Genomic DNA, 20,577 nt, shown 5'->3' with positions numbered 1-20,577 from the left:
CGGAACCCGAGCGCGACGACCCCGGAGAGGCCCGGACCTGTGAGCACCTGCCCCGCACACAGGCCCGGGCCTCTTCTTACGTCCTCGTGACGTCGTGGGCCCGTCCGGCGTTCCTGGCGTTAACGTGGTGACGTGGTGGAGCGGGTGCTGGTCGTCGAGGACGACACGACGGTGCGCGATGTCGTGCGCCGCTACCTCGAACACTCCGGGTACGAGGTGGAGCTCGCCGGTGACGGGGAGCAGGCGCTGCGGGTGATGGCCGCGCACGAGCCGGACATCGTGGTGCTGGACCTGATGCTGCCCGGCATCGACGGCCTCGAGGTGTGCCGGCGGATCCGGGAACGCGGCAGCACGCCCGTCGTCATGCTGACGGCGCTCGGCGAGGAGGAAGACCGCATCGCCGGGCTGCAGATCGGCGCGGACGACTACGTGACGAAGCCGTTCAGCCCGCGCGAGCTCGCGTTGCGCGTCTCGTCGGTGCTGCGCCGGTCCCACCGGTCCTACGAGCCGCGGGTCGTGCGGGACGGCGACCTGGTGCTGGACGTCGCCGCGCACACCGCCACGGTCAACGACCGGCCGCTGCAGCTGACCACCCGCGAGTTCGACCTGCTGGCGTTCTTCATCGGCAACGCCGGCAAGGCGTTCGGCCGGGCGGAGCTGCTGGAACGGGTGTGGGGCTGGCAGTTCGGCGACCAGTCGACCGTGACCGTCCACGTGCGACGGTTGCGCGAGAAGATCGAGGAAGACCCCGCGAAACCGCGCCGGCTGAGCACGGTGTGGGGCGTCGGCTACCGGTACGACCCGTGTTCGACAGGCTGAGCCGCGTCTCGCTGACCACCGCGATGACCGTCATGGTCATCGTGCCGGTGGTCGCGACCATCGCCGGCGTGCTCGTGGTCAGCGGGTTCATGTTCACGCCGATGATGGGTGCCGCGCTGGTCGTGTGCGCGCTGGTCGGCCTGGTCACCGTGCCGTTCTCGATCATGCTGGGCCGGGCGATCGCGCGCCGCACCATGTGGGAGCGCGAGGCGGAGGCGGCCCGCCGCCAGCTGGTGGCGTGGATCTCGCACGACCTGCGGACGCCGTTGGCCGGCATCCGGGCGATGACCGAGGCGCTGGAGGACGGCGTCGTGTCCGAACCGGGCGAGGTCGCCGTCTACGCCAAGCAGATCGCGCAGGAGGCCGACCACCTCTCGAAGCTCGTGGACGACCTCTTCCAGCTCTCCCGGATCACCGCCGGCGCGCTGAACCTGCCGATGCACGACGTCGCCCTGGCCGACGTCGTCAGCGACGTGGTCGCCGCCTCCCGCCCCGTCGCGGGGCTGAAGGGCGTCGAACTGCGCGGGGACGCCCGCACGTGGCCCGTCGTGCGGGGCTCCGACCCGGAGCTGATGCGTGTCGTGCGCAACCTTGTGTCCAACGCCATCCGCCACACACCGGAGGGCGGCGCGATCGCCGTCCAGGTCGATGTGGACGGACCGGAAGCCGTGGTGCGCGTGGACGACGCGTGCGGCGGAATCCCCGAAGACGTGCTGCCCCAGGTGTTCGACGTGGGCTTCCGCGGCTCGTCCGCGCGCAACCCGTCCGGCGCCGGACTGGGCCTTTCCATCGCGCGCGGCCTCGTCGAGGCGCACCACGGCCGGATCCACGCGCAGAACCACGGTCCTGGCTGCCGCTTCGAAGTCCGACTCCCGCTACGGTGATCGGTATGGAACGCAGCGCGCAGCGCCTTGGCCGCGCTTTGGTCGTGATCGTGGACGACCGGGTGGCGCACGGTGAGCAGGACGACAACTCCGGGCCTCTCGTCACCGAGCTTCTCGAAGAAGTGGGCTTCATCGTCGACGGCACCGTCGCGGTCGAGGGTGAGGTGGTCGACATCCGGGCCGCGCTCAACACGGCCGTCATCGGCGGCGTCGACCTCGTGGTCACCGTGGGCGGCACCGGCGTGTCCCCGCGCGACGTCACCCCCGACGCCACGCAGGGCGTGCTCGACCGCCCGCTCCACGGCATCGCCGAGGCACTCCGCGCCTCCGGCCTCGCCGCGGGCGCGGTCGACGCGGGCATCTCGCGCGGCCTCGCCGGCGTCTCCGGCAGCACGCTCGTCGTGAACCTCGCGGGCTCGCGCTCCGCGGTCCGCGACGGCATGGCGACGCTGTCGGCGTTGGTGCCCTACGTCATCGAGCAGCTGAGCGGCCTTGACGAAGAATGAGTCGCCGAAGCCGGCCGACGACGACGCCGCAGCGCGTCGTCGCCGGCTGGCCGAGGTGTTCGGCGACGTGCTGCCGGAGACGACGTCGGACGAGCGCGGCGGCGGGGCTTCGGCGGACGACCGCGAAGCCTGGTACCGCGAGAACAGACCACCGCACCACGGCGGCTGACCTGCCGCGCGCTGGTCGCGCCGGGCTGGTTGTGACTCGGTGACGCCGGGTGCTGCCTACGGCTCTGTGGGGCTGCCTCAGCGGTTGATGAGCGGTTGGCCGGACCTTGTGGGACGCCTGGGGCTGTCGGTCGCCGCACGCCGCCTGCTCGCGGCCGCGCAACGTGCCTCGCTCGCGCCTCGCTCGCGCCTCGGCAAGCCTTCGACGGGCTCGTGCCCGACCTCTGGCCGTCGTGCGGGACAAGCGCACGCGATCGCGGCACACCACCCACTCGCGGCCCGTCCGGCACGGGTCGCACACCTCGCGGCAACGCGCCTGGCCCAGACCACGGCGAGACCTCGACGAACCCGCGGCCGGTCGGGCCAGGACAAAGCGCGCGGCACCGCAGCCCGGGCCGCGGCTGCGCGCTTCGTCTCGGCGGGGACGGTCGGAGGTCAGATCGCGGGGCCGCGGCGGTCCTGCACCACGGTGGTCTGCGGCTGGTTGTCCTGCTGGTTCGCCAGCAGGTCGCGGATCTCGATCAGCAGCTCGACGCTCGTCGGCTCGGACGGGCCCGCCTCCTCGCCCCTCCTGCGGCGCTCCTGGATCTTCTTGATCGGCAGCACCAGGACGAAGTAGACGACCGCGGCCACGATCAGGAAGTTGATCGCGGCGTTGATGACGTTGCTGAAGTCGAGGTAGGTGTCCTCCTTGCCGGAGCGGACGTAGAAGCCCAGCCCCTTCGTCTCGGCGCTGCCGAGCGAGGCGATGAGCGGCTTGATGAGGCTCGTGGTGAACGCGGTGACGATCGCGGTGAACGCAGTGCCGATGACCACGGCCACGGCCAGGTCGACGACGTTCCCGCGCATCAGGAAGTCTTTGAATCCCTTCAGCATCAGCGGAGAGTAACTGCTAATGCGTGGTCCAGTGACATCGCGGCCACACGAGTTGCATGAAGTCTCGGCAACGTGATCACGACGACCTGTCCGCGCGTCTCCCGCACCGCCGCGTTCTCGGCCAGCACCTCGCCCGACGCCGACACCACGTCGACCCTGCCGCCGGTCCGCACCACGCCGGCGAGGCCTTGGTCGGCCACGCGCACGGCCACCGACGCCTGGTCGCCCGCGGCGTCGGCGAGGTCGAAGTCCGTCAGCGGGACCCCCGCCCGCGCCGGTGACGACAACGCGCGGCCCACCACGGCGTCGGCACCGGTGAACGAGCCCGGCAACGGCTCCGCCAGCGGCACGACGCGGACGTCCGCGGCCGTGAGCGAGGCCCCGGCGGGTAGATCTCGTGAGGCGACCACGGCGGGATGACCCACGTCCGGCCAGAAGGCCGTCACCAGGGCTGCGAGCACCAACCCCAGAGCCAGCAGGCGGCGCCACGCGGCGGGAGGACGGCGGCGTACCAGGGAGCGGATCCGGTCGACGGCGGTGCTGGAAAGGGTCATGCCCCTGACCGTAGGGCGGTCAGGGGCAGGTCGAACGGGCTCGGCCGCAAGTTGTGGACAACTCGCGATCTTCAGGAGGCCGCGGCCGCCGGAGCGCTCGTCGAGGGCTTCGAGTCCGAGGAGGACGTCGAGGTCGACGTGGAGGAGGACGTCGTGGAAGGGGACGTCGAGGACGGCGTCGTGCTCTTGGCCGGGCCGGAACGGCTGTCCGTGCGGTAGAAACCGCTGCCCTTGAACACGACACCGACGGCTCCGAAGAGCTTGCGCAGCTTGCCCGAGCACTCCGGGCACTCGGTGAGGGAGGCGTCGCTGAACGACTGCACCGCCTCGAACCGGTGCTCACACGCGGTGCAGGCGTACTGGTACGTAGGCACTGGGTTCGCTCCTAGATCTGGCACTCGACCGTTGTGAGTGCCAACACGATTTTCGCCCAGCACCTTCCCGGAGCGCAAACACCCCAGGTCAACATCACAGCCACCGCAGCCCCGCCGAGGGCGTCAGCACGCCGTTCATCCGCACGTCGTGGGGCTCCGCGGGCACCTCGTCCAGCACCTCGCAGTCCCTCACCACGGCCACCAGCGGGGCTGTGACCAGCGGCAACGAGCGGTCGTAGTGCCCCTGCCCCTTCCCGAGCCGCACCCCGTCCACCGACACGGCCAGCGCGGGCACGAGCACGAGCGACGCTCCGGCGATCGCCGAGGCGCCGAGCCGGGTCCCGGTCGGCTCCAGCAGCCCCCACGCCGCCGGCGCGAGCCCGGCCGCCCCGGTGTGCTCGGCCCAGTCGAGCGGCGAGGCCCCCGTGACGACCGGCAGCAGCACCCGGCACCGCAGCCCGTCGAGCCACGAGGCGTCACCCGGTTCCGATCCGACCGGCAGGAACGCGCACACCGTCTGACCAGGGGCGACGTCGAGGGCGGCGACGTGGGCGGCCAGCGCGGCGGCCTCGGCGGCGCGGACGTCGGCGGGCAACGACCTGCGCGCGGCCAGCAACAGTGAACGCAACGCGGCCTTCCGGTCACGAAGAGCGGACGTCATGGTGGGTATCCCTCGGTATGTCGTTAGCATCGCAGCCCATGAGCAGCGCCTTCCACACCGCTATCGTGCCCGCGGCCGGTCTGGGCACCCGTTTCCTCCCCACGACCAAAGCCGTGCCGAAGGAACTGCTGCCGCTGGTCGACACCCCCGCCATCGAGTACGTGGCGCGGGAAGCAGCGGAGGCAGGGGCCACGAAGCTGGTCATCGTGACGTCGCCGGAGAAGGCTTCCGTCGCGAGCTACTTCGACGAGAACCCCGAACTGGAGCAGACCCTCGCCGCGCGCGGCAAGTCCGACCTGGTCGAGAAGATCCAGCGCGCGCCCCGGCTGATCAAGGCCGAGACCGCGATCCAGGACCAGGCGCTCGGCCTCGGCCACGCCGTGGGCTGCGCCGAGGGCAACCTGTCCGGCGAGGACGAGGCCGTCGCGGTGCTGCTGCCCGACGACATCATCCTGCCGACCGGCGCCCTGAAGAAGATGGCCGAGGTCCGCCAGGAGAAGGGCGGCAGCGTCCTGCTGGCGTTCGACATCCCGCGCGAGCAGATCTCCGCCTACGGCGTGTTCGACGTCCGCGACACCGGCAGCGACGACGTCAAGCAGGTCGTCGGCATGGTCGAGAAGCCGAAGCCGGAGGAGGCGCCGTCGACGTTCGCCGCGGCCGGCCGGTACCTGCTCGACCGGGCGATCTTCGACGCCCTCAAGCGCATCACGCCCGGCGCGGGTGGCGAGTTGCAGCTCACCGACGCCATCGCGCTGCTGATCAACGAGGGGCACCCCGTGCACGTCGTCGTCCACCGCGGCGGGCGACACGACCTCGGCAATCCCGCCGGATTCCTGCGGGCTGCGGTTGACTTCGCACTCAACACCCCGGAGTACGGACCCGATCTGCGCGAGTGGTTGCGGGAACGCCTCGACAACTCCTGAGCGCGAGGACCAAATCAGATGAGGTCAGTGGACGAGCAGCTCGCCAGGGTGATCGCGGCCGCCGTGCGGCCCGCACCCGTGCGAGTGGCGATCTCCGAGTCGCAGGGCCTGCTCTGCGCCGAGGAGGTCGTCGCGGAACGCGCGTTGCCCGGCTTCGACCAGGCCGCCGTGGACGGTTACGCGGTGCGCAGCGTCGACGTGTCCGGTGCGAACGCGAGTCCCGTGCAGCTGCCGGTCGTCGGCGAGATCCCGGCGGGCTCCCGGCAGCCGCGCAGGCTGCAGCCCGGCCAAGCGGTGCGGATCGCGACGGGCGCCCCGCTGCCGACGCTGGCCGACGCTGTCGTGCCGCTCGGGTACACCGACGGCCACCAGGCCAAGGTGACGGTCAACCGCAGCGTGCCGTCCGCCGGGTTCGTCCGCCGCACCGGCGAGGACGTGCAGACCGGCGACGTCGCCGTGCGCCGCGGTGCGTCCATCGGTGCCGCTCAGGTGGGTCTGCTGGCCGCGGTCGGGCGCAACAAGGTGCTCGTCCACCCCCGTCCGCGCGTGTCGGTCATCTCGCTCGGCGAGGAGCTCGTCGACGTCGACCGCACGCCCGGACAGGGCCAGGTCTACGACGTGAACTCGTACGCGCTGGCCGCCGCCGCGCGGGACGCGGGGGCCGAGGTCAGCCGGGTCGGCATCATGCCGGCCGACCCGCGCCGGCTGCGCGAGGTCGTCGAGGGCCGGCTGCTGCTGTCGGAGATCGTCGTGATCGCGGGCGGCGTCGGCGGCACGGTCGGGGACGAGGTCAGGGCCGCGCTCGCCGACCTCGGCGACATGGACGTCACCCGCGTCGCCATGCACCCCGGCTCCGCGCAGGGCTTCGGGCGGCTGGGCCCGGACGCCGTGCCGACGTTCCTGCTGCCCGCGAACCCGATGAGCGCGCTCGTGGTGTTCGAGGTGCTGGTCAGGCCGCTGATCAGGGCGGCGCTGGGCAAGAAGAACCCGTACCGCCGCGCGGTCTCCGCGCGACTGCTGTCCCCGCTGCAGTCGACGAAGGGCCGCCGGGGCTTCCTGCGCGGCCAGCTGCTGCGCGACGCCGACAACGGCGAGTACCTGGTGCAGCCGCTCGGCACGTCCGGGTCGCACCTGCTCGCGTCACTGGCCGAGGCCAACTGCCTGGTCATGGTCGACGAGGACGTCACGGAGGTCTCCGTCGGCGAAGAGGTGCTGGTCAGCTTCCTGGCGCAACGTGGATGAGCGCTTTCGCGGACCTGGGCAGGCACCCCGGTTGGCCCGCCCGGCTGGGACCTCTCCAGGTGCGCGCGGGAACCGTTGAGCTGCGCGGTCCGCGGTTGTTCGACGGCTCGAGCTGGTCGAAGCTGCGCATCCGCGACCGCGCCTACCTGGAGCGGTGGGAGCCCACGGCGCAGGAGGGCTGGGACGAGCGCAACGCGACGCTGTCCTGGCCCGCCCAGTGGTCGTCGTTGCGCTCGATGGCCCGGCGCGGCACCACGCTGCCGTTCATGATCCTCGTCGACGGCGAGCTCGCGGGTCAGATCACCGTCGGCAACATCGTGCGCGGCTCGCTGCTGTCCGCGTGGATCGGCTACTGGGTGGCTGCGGACCGGGCGGGCGGCGGCGTGGCGACGGCCGCCGTGGCGTTGCTCACCGACCACGCCTTCCGCGGTGCGGGCCTGCACCGCCTCGAAGCGACCGTGCGCCCCGAGAACGCGGCCTCGATCCGTGTGCTCACGAAGTCCGGGTATCGCGAGGAAGGCCTCTTCAAGCGTTATCTGGATGTTGCCGGACAGTGGCGTGACCACGTCTGCTTCGCGCTGACGGTCGAAGAAGCCCCGGAAGGTCTTGTGCGCCGTTTGGTCGCACGTGGAGGGGCCCGTCTTCCCTGACAGCTGCTTCCGTTCGCCGTAATCACTTCACCCAAAAGTGGGTGATACACCACACTTTCGTACGCACCGCGTGCGGCGTGCCTCCGACACAGGTGTGACTGTTGTGACTAGCGTGGTGACAGCACCACGCGTGGGCCGGGGGAGGTGACGGGGAATGCCGAGTTCGCTGATCATCGTTGCGCTGGTCGTGGCGTGGCTGGTCGTCCTCGTCCCCATCATGGCCCGCAAGCGCCAGGAGAGTGCGCGAAGCGTGGGGGAGGAGTACGACGCCATGCCCGACGCCGAGTACGACGACATCCACGACATCGACGACGCCTACTTCGACGAGGAGGAGTACGTCGAACGCCCGTTCCGGCACGGTCGCGGTAGCTACGACCCGGAGACCGCCGCGCTGGTGGCGCAGGCGAAGTACGCGCTCCGCCGCAGGGTGGTGGCGTTCCTGCTGATCGCCGCCGTGGCGACCGGAATCGCCGCCGGGGTCTTCCACGCGAAGCTCTGGTACGGCCACGCCGCGCTCGACGTGGTGCTCGTGGGCTACCTGGCCTACCTGCGCCGTCAGGTGCGGATCGAGGAGGAGATCCGCGCCCGCCGGCTCGCTCGCCTCCAGCAGGTGCGCCGCCGCCGTGCGACGGGTCCGCAGCAGCAGCAGCAGCAGCAGCAGCAGCAGGCCCCGATCGCCGTCGACGCCACCGCCGGTGGGGTCGGCGCCGTCGCCGAGCCCGTGGAGGCCGTCGGGGAGGCCGAGACGACCCAGGTCGAGGTCGTCGAGGACAAGCCCGCTTTGCCGCCGTTGCCGCGCTACGAACACCACGTGCGTCCGGGCGCGATCCCGGTCGACTCCGACGACGAGGACCCGGTCTTCGTCGAGCTGGACGGCGTGGAGTCGCTGCGGTACCGGGGTGCCGTCGGCGCCTAGGAGGGGGTGGTGAAAACACCCCCTCCGGGACTGCTATAGTTCTCCCCGTAAGACCGCAAGGGGCTGTAGCACAGTTGGTAGCGCGTCTCGTTCGCATCGAGAAGGTCAGGGGTTCGATTCCCCTCAGCTCCACAGCACGTCAAAGGCCGTCCACTTTGGAGTGGGCGGCCTTTTGCGTTGCCCGTACAGCAGCAAAGTACAGCAGTGCTAGACGTGGTCGAGGCTCTCGCCGAGGCGCTTGAGCGCGTCCCGCGTCTTCTGTGACGATGCCTGCGAGTAGATCTCCATCGTCACCGAGAACTGAGCGTGCCTCAGGATGCGCATGATCACGCGCGGGTGGACGTCGAGGTCGACCAACAGCGTCCCGCAGGAGCGCCGTCCGTCGTGGACAGTGATCTTGCGAACACCAGAGCGGACGACGCGGTTATCCCAGGACCGGTTGAAGTTCCGAGGGTCGATCGGCAGCCCGTACTTCGTGGTGAACACCAGGTCGGACTTGTGCCAGGCGATGTCAGCAGCCTTGCGGTCGGCGAGCTGTTCCCGCCTGCGCTGCTCAAGAGCGGCAACGACTATGGGCGGCAGCGGCAGTGTGTCGTCCGAGGCGTCCGTCTTCGTCTCGCGATGCAGCAGTTCGCCGCTGGCCCGCTGGAGCTGGTGACTGACGGCCAGTTCGCCATTGACGAAGTCGAGCGCACCCCAGGTCAGGCCGAGGATCTCACCCTTGCGCAGGCCGAGGACGACGGCGAGGACGTACCCCGCGTACATGGCGTCACGGCCGTCACGCGCCGACTCCAGGAACGCTCGAGCCTCATCGCTGGTCCAGGCCTTGCGCTTCCGCTTGCGGACCTTCGGCAGTGTGACCAGCTCCGCGACGTTGCGGGTGATGAGCTCCTCCCGGATCGCGTGATTGAGGGCCGACCGGAGGCACGCTCGGATGTCGGCGACGGTCCTTGACGAGGGAGCTTCGCCACAGCAGGAGCGAGCCCCCAGGGCGCAGCACCGCCGGCGCTTCTGGTCCCGGCGTTCGTCCTTGCCCTGGGCGCAGCACTGGCACACGGTGGGGATGGCGTTAATCCACTTCTGGACGTCACGCAGCTTGAGCTTGTCTAGGCGCTCGTTGCCCAGCGTCGGGTTGACGTAGAGCCGCACGAACAGCTCGTAGTTGACGTACGTGAGCGGTGCCCGGTTGGGCTTGATCACGTCGTTCAGCCAGTAGTGCAGGTACTCCCGCAGGCGAGGGACCGAGGTCGCCACCGGACCGTTCTTGGCCGCCTGGTGAAGCTTGATCCACTTGTCGTGGACGTCCTCCCGCGTCGGGCCGTAGACGTACTTGCGCTTCTTCTCGCCGGATGGCGTGGTGACCCACACGTACGCGGCGAACCCGTTGCGGTGCGGGTAGATCGAGCCCTCACCGTTGGCGCGTGCCTTACTCGCCATGTCAGGCCACCTCTGCAATCAGGGACGCGATGTACTCGTCAACCCACTCAGGCATGACGCGCCGGTTGCCGCCGTCCTTGATGGACTTGATCTTTCCGGAGGACACGAGGAGCTTCGTCTTGGAGAGGCCGTAGCCGAGCATCTGCGCGACCTCAGGGACCGTGTGCCATCTGGGCTGAATCCGCCCGGTTCCGACGCTCACAGCGAGCCTCCCTCGTTGGCGAGGCCGTTCAGCCAGGCCTCGTAGCGAGCGCGTTCGATGAGCCAGTCATCCCCGATGGGCGTTCCGGGAATGACGCCCTCGATCAACTCCTCTTCGAGGTCGCGGCAGGGGATGTCGAGCAGGTAGGCCACCTCGTTGAGCGTGTAGAGGGTGGCGTTGGGGCGGATGCGGACCACGGGGCCGTCGTACTGGGCCTCGGTGAACGGGTCGTCGTCGAACGGGTCCGGGACGGCCGGGAACGGGATGATGTTGCTCATGCTGCGTTCTCCTTCCCGGCTGTCCGGGTGAGATGGCGGGTGGCGATCGCGGCGGCGAATTCGCGTTCGGCGTCGGAGTGGTAGCCGATGCCGGTCATGGCCCAGTCGGCGACGACGGTCACCGTGTCGGTGTCGGTGATGCCGAGGGCGGCGAGCTGTTCGGCCTGGCGGTGCTCCGTGCGGGCGGAGCGCAGCGCGCCGAAGGTGACGGAGTAGCGGCGGGACTTCGTGAGGAAGTGGCCCCGGAAGCCGAGCATGTGCGCCCAGCGCCGCAGGTTGAGCGCCTCGAACTCGGGCAGGCCACCGAGCCACCACGACACGGCGATCATCGTCTTGTGGTGTTCGGAGACGTCGAGGTCCTCAATGGAGGCCTCGTTGCGGATGCGGGAGTCCACGCCTGAGGTTGCGCCTGTGCCCTTCGTGGCGTACTTGGCGATGTACCCGGCGACCTTGCGGTCGTGCACCAGGGCGTCCACGTCACCGGAGGCGTGCGGGGCGATGGGCTCCGCGTCGACCTGCTCGCCCCACACGAGTTCCCGCGTCCCGACCGCGTCCGACTCGGGTGAGGACACGCGGACAGAGGCAGCCGCGGAACGCACCACCGAGCAGAGCAGCTCTTCGGTCACGCCGGAGGGAGGACGGGTGTCGGGGCCGTCTGGGCCGTCCACGCGCACGACGGCGTGGAAGTGCACGAGGCCGCGCCGCTGGTACTCGGCGACCTTGGCGTAGGAGATCCGCAGGTGGTTCTTGAGCTGCCCGGCCGGGATGCCCAGCGCGGCGGCCAGGTGGCGGGCGGCGGCGATGGTGAAGCGTCGCCACAGCTCCGTGCAGTGCGCCTGCCACAGCACCGCGCCGATGTAGTCGTAGGAGGCTGGATCGGCCGGCATACCGAGCCGGGGGTCCGCGTCGTGGTGGTACTCCCCACAGCCCGTGCACGGCCGGTACTTACCCGAACGGGTACGAGGCTGGTTGTGCACCTTGCCGAACGACGGGGCGGTGAGGGTGGCGAAGACCCGCACGTGCTCGGAGACCGTCTCCGGGACGCTCTTGCCGCCGGTGAGGCCAGCACGGACGAGCTGGAACGTGTCCGCCGCGTAGCGGGCCGAGCACGCCGCACACACGGCCTCACGACGGTTTCCGCAGGCGGTGAAGATCATGCCCTCGAACTGCGACAACGCCGACCCATCACCAGCCTGGACCGCACTCGACCCCGCCAAGCGGACCGGACGTGCGCAGCCGCCCACACCCTCAACGCGGCGCTTCCACTCGGCGAAACCGTTGGAGCGCACCAGATTCGAGAGACGCTCGTCCGCAGTAGACAGACGGGAAACCAGGGCAGTGGTGATCACGCGGCCACCCCCGCACCACGCCGAGACAGCCACGCCAGCGTTTCGGCGCGCTCGACCGCGCGGGTTCCCACCTCGTTCAGCAGCGCGATCTTGCCCGTGCCGCGACAGGACAGACAGTGTCCGCTGACGGATTTGCGGTCAGTGCCGCGCCCGTTGCAGGAGGCGCACAGCGTGTCCACGACTACGAACGAGGCCGTCATCACGCCGCCACCGGGACACGACGGGCCGAGACCGCGCGGCGCTGAACCGGGATCTCCATGTGTGACGCGCACGCGGCGTTGAGGGCGTCGCGGACGTAGTCGAGGACCCGCACCTTGGGGAAGATCAGCTTGTCCGCGCGCCGTGCCGAGCCGAACAGCTCCTTCGTCGTCTTGCGCCACTGCGCCGCCGTGATCTCGCCCGACGTCACGGCCAAGTCGTTGGCGTAGTGGCGCTTGCCCAGCTGCGCCAGGTGTTCCACGCCGAACCGGTCGACCACGTCCAGCAGCGCCGCAGCCAGGACCGCGCCACTCGGGCGGGTCGAGAGGTCCACGTCCGCCAGGTGCAACGCGACCTCGATCGCCGAGTTCTCCACGATCATCCGCTGACCGCCGACCAGGACCGTGACACCCATCGCCCACGACATCGAGTCGCGACGGTGGGCGATCTTGCAGCCACACGGAGGCGTGTAGACCACACCGTTGGGCAGGTTCGTTCCGTGCTCAAGGCCGATCTGAACGAGACGCAGTCGCGTCAGCGCAGAAACCGTCATGTCATGTCCCTAGCTCTCAGGGACCCTTGGGCGAGTGGTTGCGGCCGAACACGCGCGCTACGCTGTAAGAGCGCATCTGCTGCCAAGCTTTGCGTGTGCGGGCTCACGGGGTACTGCCCAATGAGTCCAATCGGCCCGGTTGGGGTTGCCGCCCCTTCCGGGCTTTTTCGTCCCCAATATGAGGACTATTACGTCCCCTACTGTGAGGCCTAGTACGTCCGCTTGTCAAGGACCAACTAGTCCGGTCATCATGGCTGCATGGAGATGGCAGAGGTGATGCGCCAACGCCGTGCCGAGCTAGGCATGTCCCAGACCGACCTAGCCGAGCAGGCAGGCGTTGGCGTTCGGCAGATCAGGCGTTACGAGGCAGGCGAGCAGGAGCCGGGCCTCACTGTTGGCCTTGCGATTGCAAAGGCTTTGCGGATCACCGTCAGCGAGCTGACTGGAGAGCGGCCTCAGGGCATCAACCTCACGGGTGAGTGGTGGATGTCCTGGCAGACCTCCAAGGACGGCGAGGAGGTGATCACCGCGCAAGAGGTCCGATTCGCCCAGGAGGGGGATCTGATCGACGTTCAGACGCTCACGCGCGGTATCGAGGTCGAAGACGGCGGCTACCACTGGCACGGAGAGTTGCGGCTCTGGGACAACGAGATCCTGATGGGCTGGTACGCAGCCAATGACGGGTCCGTCCGTTCCAAGGGGACGATGTACTTCGTGCTGCATCCTCACGGCGTGAGCATGACCGGGCGTTGGGTGGGCCTCAGCTACGACGGCAAGATCATGACCGGGTGGGGGGCGATGGGGCGAACCGAGGAGGACGCGCGGGGCTTGATCGAGCAGCTGAAGGGCGCCAACGCATGACCTCTGACCTGTGTGAAGTCGTGATCACCGCCGCTGACGCCGAATGGCTCACGCGGTTCACAGGTCGTCTTGTCGCGGACCGTCTGGCCGCCGCCGTTCACAACCTTGCTCCCATCAGCTCCACCTACTGGTGGGAGGGCGAGGTTCAGGAGCGTCACGAGGCACGAGCGATGCTGCACACGAGGGTCACACTCGTACCTGCCATCGTGGAGCGTGCGAATCGTGATCATCCGTACCGGGTGCCGTGTGTGGTCGCCACGCCGCTGATCACCGGCAATCCCGAGTACCTCGACTGGATCCGCGCGGAGACGGCGGATACCCCATGATCTTGCGCTGCCTAGGCGCACGGTGAGGATTTTCTCTACTTGTTCAAGGCGGCCCCTGCGGGGCCGCTGGCGGGCCGCGCCGCACCTACCCCGCCGCTCAGGTCTCTTTCCGGCCCCCTCCAAGCCGCCCCAGCAGCGGGCGTGCGGCCTCCGGCCGGTCCCGCGTGGGGCGGCGGGCCGGGACCACGCGGCGGGGAAAGGAGCGGCCCGCCAGCGACCCCACAGCGTCCGCGAACGCGAGGGGAAATCGGCCGGCGCACCAGCCGGGCAAGACAGCTCCGGAGGGCTCACCCGCCACCCTGTTCCCGGCCATCGTTTAACACCCAGTGAGCCGTATCCAGAGCGCTACGCGTCCCTACGGGATGGCCTGCGGCCACTCTGGACACGGCTCACTGGGAGCTAAGCGCAGCAGGGACGAGGGGACGGGGGAGGTGTGGCCGCGTGTGCCAGCAACCACCGCGAGCTGGCCATTGGTACAGGCGTCTATGCGTGTGCCTTCCAGTCACATATGGATCAGCACAACCACTGACAGTTGATTAAACTGTGTTTTGTGTCACAAGGATTTGGTGTAGACCTATGCGTCGTTCGAGTGAGTGTTAGTTGTATAGACGCAGGTCAAGCTTGCGTCCTGTTGATGTTCAGATTCCACATATGCGGTCCGCAGGCCGTGTACACGCTACATGTTGTGGCGAACACAGGTTCGACTTACTTGCCACGCTTGGCGGCAATGCTCACACTTCTGTTGCAGGCACCGAACACGGTGCGTGTACAACCGAGTGAGATGAGCACACCATGAAGTTCCCGCTTTTGCAGGCTTCCAACGGGCAGTGGTTTTTCCGGGTCGTTGCGCGCAACGGCCTCACGCTCGCCCACAGCGAGACCTACTGGAACAAGTCCGATGCCCGCAGCGCCGCCCAGACGATCATCAACCAGGCTGGTGGCGGACAGATCGTCGAGTGATCCACAGCTAGATGACGACGCCCCCGCCTTCCGAGGTGCTGCCAACAGCTCGGAGTGCGGGGGCTCGTTCCAAGAGTAACGGTGCCTTGTTTGGTGACCGTCAGCTGAGGGCCCCGGTCTACCAACGCGGCGCGATGGGGTTTGAAGCGATAGCGGTGCAGCAGCAAAGTGCAGCAACGCGAGCGGCCAAAGCCGACCACGACCGACCATCATCGGCCGCCTGACCTCGGCAAAGACCCTGGTAGACCCCTGTGCGGCCAGTTCGCATCGAGAAGGTCAGGGGTTCGATTCCCCTCAGCTCCACAAATTGCACGACATACTAAGAAGCGGCACCCGATTCATCGGGTGCCGCTTCTTAGTATGTCGTGCCGAGGTGGTGGTACCCGTCATCGCCATCTTGCTGCCCGCATCCGGTGTGGGAGGTGGGCGCGGGTTCCGAAGTGCTGGGTGCCGAGCGCTCCACTCGGACGAGTGGTCTTCGCCGATCAGCGCATGGACGATCTTTTCGGCGGTAACCGGGATCTCTGGACATCGATCGCCCAGAGGAGACGACATGGACACCGCGAAGCGGCTCATTGCTGTACTCGTTCTCGGCTCGGCGCTGGCGGGACTTCCGGCAGCCTCGGCCCTCGCCGACGAGGCCACGCCGCGCGGCACGACGGTAATCACGGCTCAGGACAACAACGGCGACGACGACAGCGGCAACTGGGGCTTGCTGGGCCTGCTCGGTCTGCTGGGCCTTGCGGGCCTGGCGGGACGCAAGCGCCACCAGGTCACCGACCGCACCATGGGGCGGTGACGCGAGCGGGGGCGGCTGGGGTGGGAGCCGGTCATGCGCTTCGGCAACACCCAGGTCGAGTTCCTGGGTGGTCGCGCGGGACGCCTGACGATGCTGGTGGTCTCGGTGGTGCTGTCGGTCCTGCCCGCCGTTCTGCTGAACTCCATGCCGTGACGAGCGACCCGAGGTGGGCGGCGTGCCGTTCACCTCGAGTCGTCTGACCGTCGATCACCCGTCCGATCCGTCTTCGGACGGCGAAGTCCCGGGCGGAACGGGGTGGCATGCGCCGCTGACGCGGGAGCCTGCCGGTGGGATCAGCAGCTCACGCCCCTGAACAGCCGCAAAAGAGTTCTCATGCTGTGTAATCAGGTCCACAGAGCAAGAAGGCCGTCCACTTTGGAGTGGGCGGCCTTCTGCGTTGTCCGGGCGGCAGTGCGCTCTCACGCCGGTCGCGCGTGCGCGGGAAACCCGATTCGCCCGGTTCACCCACGTCGGTACGTTCTGACGCGTCAACACCTTGGGGGATTGAAAGCGCTGTTCGTCGTGGCGGTGGCTCTTGCCGCCGCCGGCTGCTTGCCGGGGGCCCGGACCGGACAGGGCGACCAGCGACCGGTCGTGCAGGAGAGGACGTTCGACGTCACGGGCTTCGGGAAGCTGGAGCCCGGAATGTCCAAACAGGATGCACTTGCCTCCGGTGAGCTCGCCGCCACCAGCGCGGGCAAGTCCGGCACGTGCGAGGACTACCGGTACCAGGGCGCGCCGGCGCGCGACGCCGGGGAACTGGCTGACGAAACGGCCGCGGAGCAGCAGCTGGAGGCCGCGCAGAAGGCAGCCGACGAGGCCGGGGCGGCGGTCGGTCCGATGCCGGACGCGAACGCGGGAGCCGCGGCCTTCGCGACGCACGCGGCCAAGGCGGCCGCGTCCGCCGAGGCAGGTGCCAAGGCCGCCGAGCTGGCGGCGGCGTCCGCGCAGCGCATCGCCAAGCGGGCCGAGGCGCGCGAGGCCAACGGTGGCGTGCTGTTCACGGGCGACAGGATCCGCCTGGTGGTGCCGCCGCCCGAGGTGAAGTCTGCGAAGGGCATCGCGGCGGGGACGACCGTCGACGACGTCAAAGCGGCGTACCCGGCTTCGCGGCAGCGGGACGAGAAGACCTGGGACGTACCGGTGCCCGACCAGCCCGGTACCGTCCTGAGCTTCCACTTCGCCGGCGGCAAGCTCGTGACGTTCCTGCTCTTCAACGCCGACGCGAAGTGCGGCTGACCTGAAGGATCCGGACCGCCCGCCGTAATGCGGGCGGTCCGTTCGTCTATATAGGAGCCGTAAGCCCGTTCGGCTCTTCGAAAGGCTGTGCTCATGAGCGACGCGCCGCAGGACAAAGTGACAGTTTTGTCCGCTGAAGGCCTCGCCCAGTTGAAGTCGTTCCCGCTGCACGGCGACGAACGGTTGCAGAACAAGCTGCTGTGGAAGTCGCCCAACGGCGACACCATCGTCGGCCTGATCCAGATGGCGCCGGGCGCGCGCGACGCCGGCCACAACCACCCGTCGGCGACGCAGCACACGTGGGTCATAGACGGCACGGTGAGCATCGGCGGCGTCGAGGCGACGGCAGGCTCTTACGCGTTCGTGCCACCGGGCGTCGACCACGAGACCATCGCGGGCGACGAGCCGGTGACGATGTTCTACGTCTACCAGCCGTTCGCGCCGGAACACGACCACTGATTTCGCGCTCACCCATCTGTGGGGTGAAGTTCGGTGAACAACGCGGCCGCCACAAATAGTTTTCTCCTCATGAGACCCGTGCTCGCCGCGTTATTACTTTGGGCCGTCACCTCCAGCGGTGCAGCGGCGTCCATCGCCGTCCCCGCCGCCCGGTGCACGGCCGCCCGTCCTGTCGTCTCCAGCACGGAGACAGCTGTGGAAGCGCGCGTTCTCACCGGCTGCACCGCCGGTGAGCTCGTCGTCTTCCGGGCGTCCCTGACCATGCGCGCCCACGGCACCGCCTGCACCGCGGTCTCCGAAGAGCTCGAAGCGGACCCGGCCACCGAGCCGCAGTGGATCCGCACCCGCCTGGAACTGGCCTGCGCACCCGGTGAGAAGGGCCTGCTCGGCTCGCAGATCACCGTCGAGATGCGCGACCACCAGAACACCCGCATCGCCACCTACGGCCTCGGCGACTCCCGCACGGAGCGCGATCCGGCCGCGCAGCACCTGTGGACCGTCGAGTTCCTCGCGGGCCTCGGCGACCTGCCGGTGGCACCCGATCCGGCCGTGAAGTCGTCCGGTGGATCGGTGGGGCGGGGCAGTTCGCGCACCTTCTCCGACCACGTCGTCCGCTACGGCTGAGGTCTCCGCGATCGCTGGATCCGCCGCGCGGTCCGGAAGATCCGCCGAATGGTCGACCGCATGTACGGATATCGGCGGCACAACCGCCGTACCGCCGCTCGCCGCCGCCACCAGTCGAGGTCAGGACTGATCAATTGAGCGAGCCGCACGAGTTCGGAAGCGTCGTCGGCATCCCACATCGCCGACCTGGCGTTGGCCGCCATGCGCCGAAGTAGTTGGGGGCCGAAGACGTCGTGTTCCAGCACGTGGTCCAGCAGCACCAGTACCGCGTCCGGATGCCGGGTGCCGAGCACCGCGGCCAGGGGCCGAGACTGCTTGTAGAACCCGATGACCCACAGCCCGATCCCGATTGAGAGCTTCGGCAGGCCGGTTCTGCGGTACTTCGGGGAGGCCCAGGACACCACCGTGTTGAGCGTCATCTCCTGGGTGTCGTCGTCCAGGAGCAACGGCAGGACACCCGCGACAACGGCGTTGTGAGGCGTGAACTTCCTCGACTTCCCGATTTCGGTGAACATCTCCAAGACGACGCGTGGCGGTCGGTGGGGTGACGGCGTCGAGTAGACCCTTGCCACGGTCCACAGCGGATATGCGTTGCCATCGCGGATCCAGTTCCGCATGGCTTGTTCGGCAGGCCCTCGCATCCGGTCGTTCTCGGTAAGCCGCACGAGCACGGTGACAGCTACTGCCCGACGGCCCACTGCCCGCTCGGACGCCATGTGTTCGACGAGTGCAAGCGGCTCTCGTGCCGGCACGGTCGTGACGATTGCATAGATGGCCCGGGCCACTGCGTCACGTGCTTCTTCTGAGGTGTCGTCGCACATCCAGTTGCGCAGGATCTCCCTCGCGGCCGGATACTGCTGCCACATGTGCGTGAAGACCGCGGCAGCCCAATCCTGCCGCTGGAATCTAATCGTCTCCTCGGTCTGGCCGTCGATCGTGGGATGCTTGCGGATTTCCGTGGTAGCCGCGATGTCGTGCAACAACCTGATCTTCGGCTGCTCCAGCACGCCTCGCGGCCTGAGGTTCCTGTCGACGGGCAATGCCGCCTCGCGGATCCGCTCGTCCAAGTTCCAGCCGCGGCTCAGCACGTGTTCGTACGGGTGGTTTTCCAACAACGCCACCGCGAAGGAGTATGCGTGTCCTCGGATGTCGAGTTTCTCGAACCAGCGCGCAACGGCGTCGGCGGCTTCCTCCTGCAGCTTGGTCAGAGCTTCGAACAGATCGAGTTCCTTCTGGTGCACCTGCACGGCGAGGCGCGCGGCGAACATCGCCTTGTCCGGAGAGGCGCCCTCGAGTGCTGACGCGAGATCTACCTTGACGACCTGCAGCATGGCTTCGTCCACGTCTTCGCGCCGTCGAAGTGACGCCTGAGCCACCTCGACGGGTGGCGGTGCCTCCAGGTCGAACGAGTGCCGCGCTGCGGTCACCGGCGTCTGGTCACGATGGTCGAACAGGACGATGAGCAGGCAACTGGCTTGCCGGATCATGTGCAGACCGTGCTCGAAGTCCCAGTCCGTGATCGGGCGGTCGTTGGTGCCGCTCATGTCCAGCAGGTACGCGGTGCCTTTCTCCAACTCATCGGCGTGCAGCTGAACGAGCGGCCTGGCGCGGTTGAGGTAGGCGAATGTGGTCAGCCCGGCCTCGTACGTGAGCAATCGGCGTGCGGCGTGCGTACGACCAGTGCCTTTTCCGCACAGAACCACCACGCCGTTCGCTTTGAGCGCTGCCCGCGCCGGCCCGAACCCACCTGGCGCCACGAACAGATCTTTCGCGTCCAGGATTTCCTCCGGTGAGGCGTACCGGGCCAGCAGCTCGGCCTCCGGACCGGCCTTCGAGTTGCCGTAGAAATTGACGTCACCATTGACGTCGCCGGCTTGCACGCCGCCCATGTCACCGTATGCGACATTGGGCAGGTATCTGGGTTCGTTGGGTGAGAGGGGCGCTGCCTCCGCGGGCTTGTCCCCGTTTTCGCTCATCGGCGCCGACCGCCGTTGAAGTTGAGGTCCCCGCCCACGTTCCCCGCCTGTATGCCGTGCATGTTGCCGTGGACCACGTTGTACGTACGAGCTTCGGGTTTCGGGTTGCTGCCGGCCTTGGCGAACGCGGCGAGGCTGCGCGGATCGAATCCCGGGACGCGAACCCACGCGTCATGTCGGTACTCCTTGTGCATCACGGGCAGAGAGGCGAAGTCGCTGCGCCGTGCCACCTGCGTGTGATCACCGCTGAAGGCCGTCTCCAGAGCCTCGGTCGACACGATCAGCGCGGTGGTCGCGGCTTCTTCGGAGGGCTCTTCACGGCAGTGCTTCAGGAGGTCCTTGAACTCCGGAGCATCGAGCAGTCGGGTGTGGATGACGCGAGCGCGGTGGAAGCCCTTGTCACCCACAGGGCCGACATGGACTGCCACGCGCAGGCGCACCTCGGGCTTGCTCCAGCGGTTGTGCTCGATCGCGAGTTGGTCGAGGTGCACGGCGGCATCCAGGAGCGCACCCAGCTGCCCACTCGGGAGCACCATCAACACCCCGTCGCCGGGGGATTCGAGCGAGAGCACGTCGTCCGGTCCGACGCCGCTCCGGGCGAGCGCGTCTTCGACCAACTTCGAGATCGTGCCGGGAATGGCGTTCATCAGGTAGCCGGGCAGCTGCGCCGAGCCGATGACGTCAACGCCGAGCAACGCGCGATGTTGTGGAACCTGGTTCACTCGCCGCCTCCATTTCGCCAG

At 68.5% G+C, this 20,577-nt stretch carries 27 protein-coding genes and 1 tRNA gene; 16 read left to right on the top strand and 12 right to left on the bottom strand.

The window, feature by feature from the left end; translation table 11 throughout:
• The first annotated feature begins 132 nt into the window (after positions 1-132).
• The 4 genes from BLQ91_RS14150 to BLQ91_RS14135 are packed head-to-tail and all read left to right on the top strand — an operon-like array spanning position 133 to position 2,378.
• Complete coding sequence (locus BLQ91_RS14150; protein ID WP_218130276.1) at positions 133-819, top strand: response regulator transcription factor; 687 nt, start codon at positions 133-135, stop codon at positions 817-819.
• Positions 820-842: 23 nt separating this feature from the next.
• Positions 843-1,703, top strand: coding sequence for a sensor histidine kinase (locus BLQ91_RS14145; RefSeq protein WP_090097720.1), 861 nt, complete (start codon positions 843-845; stop codon positions 1,701-1,703).
• Between the two features lie 5 nt (positions 1,704-1,708).
• Positions 1,709-2,209, top strand: a complete 501-nt coding sequence (locus BLQ91_RS14140; protein WP_090097306.1) for a MogA/MoaB family molybdenum cofactor biosynthesis protein — start codon at positions 1,709-1,711, stop codon at positions 2,207-2,209.
• The gene (locus tag BLQ91_RS14135; protein ID WP_090097305.1) at positions 2,196-2,378 is read left to right on the top strand and encodes a hypothetical protein; all 183 of its coding nucleotides are present in this window, start codon (positions 2,196-2,198) and stop codon (positions 2,376-2,378) included. Before BLQ91_RS14140 ends, BLQ91_RS14135 begins: the two co-directional genes overlap by 14 nt.
• A gap of 434 nt (positions 2,379-2,812) precedes the next feature.
• Here the strand turns inward: BLQ91_RS14135 and mscL are convergent, their stop codons facing one another.
• From mscL to BLQ91_RS14115, 4 genes are all read right to left on the bottom strand, one after another.
• Entirely contained in the window at positions 2,813-3,253 is a 441-nt protein-coding gene (gene mscL, locus BLQ91_RS14130; protein WP_090097304.1) for a large-conductance mechanosensitive channel protein MscL, read from the bottom strand.
• Positions 3,253-3,807, bottom strand: coding sequence for an SAF domain-containing protein (locus BLQ91_RS14125; protein ID WP_090097303.1), 555 nt, complete (start codon positions 3,805-3,807; stop codon positions 3,253-3,255). The genes mscL and BLQ91_RS14125 overlap by 1 nt, the downstream gene beginning before the upstream one ends.
• 71 nt (positions 3,808-3,878) lie before the next feature.
• Positions 3,879-4,181 (bottom strand): FmdB family zinc ribbon protein, encoded by a 303-nt coding sequence (locus BLQ91_RS14120; RefSeq protein ID WP_090097302.1) that lies wholly within the window; start codon positions 4,179-4,181, stop codon positions 3,879-3,881.
• Positions 4,182-4,275: 94 nt separating this feature from the next.
• Positions 4,276-4,842 carry a 5-formyltetrahydrofolate cyclo-ligase gene (locus tag BLQ91_RS14115; RefSeq protein WP_090097301.1) on the bottom strand — a complete coding sequence of 189 codons (567 nt, stop codon included), beginning with the start codon at positions 4,840-4,842 and terminating at the stop codon, positions 4,276-4,278.
• A 38-nt stretch (positions 4,843-4,880) separates the two neighbouring features.
• Between BLQ91_RS14115 and BLQ91_RS14110 the strand changes: the two genes are divergently transcribed.
• The 5 genes from BLQ91_RS14110 (at position 4,881) to BLQ91_RS14090 (ending at position 8,705) form a co-directional block, all read left to right on the top strand.
• Complete coding sequence (locus BLQ91_RS14110) at positions 4,881-5,765, top strand: UTP--glucose-1-phosphate uridylyltransferase (protein WP_090097300.1); 885 nt, start codon at positions 4,881-4,883, stop codon at positions 5,763-5,765.
• A gap of 18 nt (positions 5,766-5,783) precedes the next feature.
• Positions 5,784-7,007 carry a molybdotransferase-like divisome protein Glp gene (glp, locus tag BLQ91_RS14105; RefSeq protein WP_090097299.1) on the top strand — a complete coding sequence of 408 codons (1,224 nt, stop codon included), beginning with the start codon at positions 5,784-5,786 and terminating at the stop codon, positions 7,005-7,007.
• Positions 7,004-7,657 carry a GNAT family N-acetyltransferase gene (locus BLQ91_RS14100; RefSeq protein WP_090097298.1) on the top strand — a complete coding sequence of 218 codons (654 nt, stop codon included), beginning with the start codon at positions 7,004-7,006 and terminating at the stop codon, positions 7,655-7,657. Before glp ends, BLQ91_RS14100 begins: the two co-directional genes overlap by 4 nt.
• A gap of 154 nt (positions 7,658-7,811) precedes the next feature.
• Positions 7,812-8,573, top strand: coding sequence for a gephyrin-like molybdotransferase receptor GlpR (locus BLQ91_RS14095; RefSeq protein ID WP_090097297.1), 762 nt, complete (start codon positions 7,812-7,814; stop codon positions 8,571-8,573).
• A gap of 59 nt (positions 8,574-8,632) precedes the next feature.
• A tRNA-Ala gene (locus BLQ91_RS14090) sits at positions 8,633-8,705 on the top strand.
• A gap of 75 nt (positions 8,706-8,780) precedes the next feature.
• On the opposite strand, the gene BLQ91_RS14085 is transcribed toward BLQ91_RS14090, so the two are convergent.
• The 6 genes from BLQ91_RS14085 to BLQ91_RS14060 are packed head-to-tail and all read right to left on the bottom strand — an operon-like array spanning position 8,781 to position 12,590.
• On the bottom strand, positions 8,781-10,010 hold the full coding sequence (locus tag BLQ91_RS14085) for a site-specific integrase (protein ID WP_090097296.1): 1,230 nt from the start codon (positions 10,008-10,010) through the stop codon (positions 8,781-8,783).
• A 1-nt stretch (position 10,011) separates the two neighbouring features.
• Positions 10,012-10,212 (bottom strand): helix-turn-helix domain-containing protein, encoded by a 201-nt coding sequence (locus tag BLQ91_RS14080; RefSeq protein WP_090097295.1) that lies wholly within the window; start codon positions 10,210-10,212, stop codon positions 10,012-10,014.
• Positions 10,209-10,490, bottom strand: a complete 282-nt coding sequence (locus tag BLQ91_RS14075; protein WP_090097294.1) for a MerR family transcriptional regulator — start codon at positions 10,488-10,490, stop codon at positions 10,209-10,211. Before BLQ91_RS14075 ends, BLQ91_RS14080 begins: the two co-directional genes overlap by 4 nt.
• A complete protein-coding gene (locus BLQ91_RS14070; RefSeq protein ID WP_342670638.1) occupies positions 10,487-11,779 on the bottom strand; it encodes a replication initiator in 1,293 nt (430 codons plus the stop codon). Before BLQ91_RS14070 ends, BLQ91_RS14075 begins: the two co-directional genes overlap by 4 nt.
• Positions 11,780-11,835: 56 nt before the next feature.
• Positions 11,836-12,039: a hypothetical protein gene (locus BLQ91_RS14065; RefSeq protein ID WP_143022645.1), complete on the bottom strand. Its 204-nt coding sequence runs from the start codon at positions 12,037-12,039 to the stop codon at positions 11,836-11,838.
• Positions 12,039-12,590: a hypothetical protein gene (locus BLQ91_RS14060; protein ID WP_090097292.1), complete on the bottom strand. Its 552-nt coding sequence runs from the start codon at positions 12,588-12,590 to the stop codon at positions 12,039-12,041. The genes BLQ91_RS14065 and BLQ91_RS14060 overlap by 1 nt, the downstream gene beginning before the upstream one ends.
• Before the next feature lie 258 nt (positions 12,591-12,848).
• On the opposite strand from BLQ91_RS14060, the gene BLQ91_RS14055 reads away from it, so the two are divergent.
• The 7 genes from BLQ91_RS14055 to BLQ91_RS14025 all read left to right on the top strand — a co-directional run bounded on the left by BLQ91_RS14055 (position 12,849) and on the right by BLQ91_RS14025 (position 17,858).
• Positions 12,849-13,451, top strand: a complete 603-nt coding sequence (locus BLQ91_RS14055) for a helix-turn-helix transcriptional regulator (protein ID WP_218130275.1) — start codon at positions 12,849-12,851, stop codon at positions 13,449-13,451.
• Positions 13,448-13,777 carry a divalent-cation tolerance protein CutA gene (cutA, locus tag BLQ91_RS14050; protein WP_090097291.1) on the top strand — a complete coding sequence of 110 codons (330 nt, stop codon included), beginning with the start codon at positions 13,448-13,450 and terminating at the stop codon, positions 13,775-13,777. Before BLQ91_RS14055 ends, cutA begins: the two co-directional genes overlap by 4 nt.
• 792 nt (positions 13,778-14,569) lie before the next feature.
• Positions 14,570-14,737, top strand: coding sequence for a YegP family protein (locus BLQ91_RS14045; protein ID WP_090097290.1), 168 nt, complete (start codon positions 14,570-14,572; stop codon positions 14,735-14,737).
• 553 nt (positions 14,738-15,290) lie between these two features.
• The gene (locus tag BLQ91_RS14040) at positions 15,291-15,536 is read left to right on the top strand and encodes a WGxxGxxG family protein (RefSeq protein WP_090097289.1); all 246 of its coding nucleotides are present in this window, start codon (positions 15,291-15,293) and stop codon (positions 15,534-15,536) included.
• Positions 15,537-16,040: 504 nt separating this feature from the next.
• Positions 16,041-16,775 (top strand): hypothetical protein, encoded by a 735-nt coding sequence (locus BLQ91_RS14035; RefSeq protein ID WP_090097288.1) that lies wholly within the window; start codon positions 16,041-16,043, stop codon positions 16,773-16,775.
• A 93-nt stretch (positions 16,776-16,868) separates the two neighbouring features.
• Positions 16,869-17,234 carry a cupin domain-containing protein gene (locus BLQ91_RS14030; RefSeq protein WP_143022644.1) on the top strand — a complete coding sequence of 122 codons (366 nt, stop codon included), beginning with the start codon at positions 16,869-16,871 and terminating at the stop codon, positions 17,232-17,234.
• 195 nt (positions 17,235-17,429) lie between these two features.
• On the top strand, positions 17,430-17,858 hold the full coding sequence (locus BLQ91_RS14025; protein WP_090097286.1) for a hypothetical protein: 429 nt from the start codon (positions 17,430-17,432) through the stop codon (positions 17,856-17,858).
• On the opposite strand, the gene BLQ91_RS14020 is transcribed toward BLQ91_RS14025, so the two are convergent.
• Positions 17,849-19,834, bottom strand: a complete 1,986-nt coding sequence (locus tag BLQ91_RS14020; protein WP_143022643.1) for a hypothetical protein — start codon at positions 19,832-19,834, stop codon at positions 17,849-17,851. The two genes, BLQ91_RS14025 and BLQ91_RS14020, sit on opposite strands and share 10 nt — an antisense overlap.
• Entirely contained in the window at positions 19,831-20,451 is a 621-nt protein-coding gene (locus tag BLQ91_RS14015; RefSeq protein WP_143022642.1) for a nucleotidyl cyclase domain-containing protein, read from the bottom strand. The genes BLQ91_RS14020 and BLQ91_RS14015 overlap by 4 nt, the downstream gene beginning before the upstream one ends.
• Between the last annotated feature and the right edge of the window lie 126 nt (positions 20,452-20,577).

Source organism: Lentzea jiangxiensis, from assembly GCF_900104175.1.
In the GTDB taxonomy this organism is placed as follows: Bacteria; Actinomycetota; Actinomycetes; order Mycobacteriales; family Pseudonocardiaceae; genus Lentzea; species Lentzea jiangxiensis.
The sequence above is the reverse complement of the archived record's forward strand: the minus strand, read 5'-3'. Positions and strand labels throughout refer to the sequence as shown.